A 2,074-nucleotide genomic window follows, 5' to 3' on the forward strand; every position below is an offset into this window, starting at 1 on the left:
GCGTTCTCCAGCAGCTCGGCGAGGATGTGCACGACGTCCGCCGCGGCCTCGGACTGCACCGATCCGCGCGGGGCGTTGCCGAGCGAGACGCGCTGGTAGTCCTTGACCTCCGAGGTCGCGGCCCGCAGCAGCTCGACCGTCGCGACCGGGCCGACGTCCCGCCGGACCGGCCTGCCGCCCGCCAGGACCTGCAGGTTTTCGCCGTTGCGCCGCAGCCGGGTGGCGATGTGGTCGATCTGGAACAGCTCGGCCAGCCGCTGCGGGTCCTGTTCGTCGGCTTCGAGGTCCTCGATCACCGAAAGCTGCAGTTCCACCAGCGACTGGCTGCGCCGGGACAGCGTCATGAACATCTCGCTGACCTGGATCCGCATCTCGGCCTGCTCGCCGACGGCCAGGCGCACCGCCTGCCGGTGCATGTCGTCGAAGGCCCGCGCGAGCTGCCCGATCTCCTCCTCGGAGTCGACCGGGATCGGCGCGGTGGCCCGCCAGTCGACCTCCTCGCCTTCGCGGATGCGTTCGATGGTGCCGGGCAGGCGGCGTTGCGCGGTGTCGAGCGCGGCGGCGTGCAGCCGCCGGATCGGGGCGACCACCGACCGGGCCACGGCGAGGGCGATGGCGAGGGCGCCGAGCAGCGAAGCGATCACCAGCGCGGTGTCGCGGAGCGCGTCCGACCGGGCGGTGTTGGTCTGCGCGCCGACCGCGTCCGAAAGCGTTTTCACCTGCTCGGCGAGGATGGTGCCGAGCATCGTGCGCTTCGCCTCGGCGCCCCCGGCACCAGTGCTGGTCGCCGCGGCGAACCGGGCGGCGGCGGCCCCGGCGGGCAGCGCGCGCCGGATCTGTCCGGTGAGCACGGTTTCCTCGGCCGCGGCGCGCTCGGCGGCCGCCGCCGAGGTGCCTTCGGACCGGCCGGCCAGCGCCTGCTGACCGGCGAGACTGGTCCTCAGCTGCACCAATGATTCGGCGACGGCGGCCAAAGCGCCGAGATCACCATTCCCGGCCTGCTCGACGACCCCGGCGATCACTTCGCTCAGCGAGACCGTGAAGTCGTGGTAAGCCGCGGTTTTGACGGCCGGCGAACCGGTCTGCTGGCGCAGGTCGGCCAATTTCCCCAGCTGATCTTCCAAAGACCGGGACAGCTCCGGCTTGAGCTGGGAAAAGGCGGCGTCGTGCCGGACGGCGGCGGCTTTCTCGTCGACCGCGGCGGTCTGGGCGGCTCCGCCGTCGTGGATCATCTCGTCGTCGGCCAGCCCGGCGAGTTCGGAAATCCCTTGCACGACCGGCATTTGGTCGCGGACGGCACTGAGCCCCCCGGCCCGGGCGAGCTCGGCCTGCACCCGGCCGCCCGCCAGCAGCAGGGCGACCAGGACGGGCAGCAACAGCACTACGGAGATCTTGGTGCGCAACCGCCAGCTGCCGGGATTCCAGGAGGTGACGGAACGGCGGGACGAGTGTTCGTCTTCTTTCATCAGTGGCGTGGCTCGATTCGTACCGGTGACCCGAGAACGATTTCCGGTTCCTTTTCCGCGGAATTCAGCCGACGACGTAACTCCGGTAACCGCGGTGTTGTCAAGGAATGCCGGTCGTTTCCCCCGTACGCACCAATCACACAGCGTGAACTGCCACAGCACGGCTTTTTACCCTTGCGGAGGGTGAAGACGGCTCGTCAGGCCGTGTGGGATTCCGGCCCGGGTGCGTGATTTTCCGGCGGCCGCGTGACCCCTGTCGGGGGTCCCGGCGCTGCCCGTTACCCTCGGCCGGGAAAGGGGTGGCGCCGTCGATGTTGAAAGTTCACTTCACCGAAGCGGATCTGGCGAAGGTGACCATCGCCGAGGACGCCGACCCGATGTGGGAGCTGCTGATGAGCAGTTACCGCATCCGGCGGCCGGAGGGTGAGCCGTTCTTCGGCCGCTGGCGGCGGGGGCGTCTCGAGCACGGCCGAGATCCCGTCGCCGATCGTGCGGGCACCGGCCGGGGTGAGGAAGTCCGGGCAGTAGCCGTACGGCGGGACCGCGGACATCAGCAGCCGGCCGGACTGGGGGACCGCGGACCGTGAGCCCCGCCGCCAGCGGCCGAA

2 protein-coding genes are annotated in these 2,074 nt (G+C 70.5%); one reads left to right on the plus strand and one right to left on the minus strand.

What is annotated here, in order from left to right; genetic code table 11:
- Positions 1-1,403: HAMP domain-containing protein (locus CCN39_RS46925; protein WP_143264450.1), on the minus strand; the 1,403-nt coding region annotated here is incomplete at its 3' end.
- 374 nt (positions 1,404-1,777) lie between these two features.
- Between CCN39_RS46925 and CCN39_RS51405 the strand changes: the two genes are divergently transcribed.
- A complete protein-coding gene (locus CCN39_RS51405) occupies positions 1,778-2,053 on the plus strand; it encodes a hypothetical protein (protein ID WP_208630681.1) in 276 nt (91 codons plus the stop codon).
- The last annotated feature ends 21 nt before the right edge of the window (positions 2,054-2,074 follow it).

Origin of the sequence: Amycolatopsis kentuckyensis (assembly GCF_002155975.1) — a bacterium.
GTDB classification, from domain to species: domain Bacteria; phylum Actinomycetota; class Actinomycetes; order Mycobacteriales; family Pseudonocardiaceae; genus Amycolatopsis; species Amycolatopsis kentuckyensis.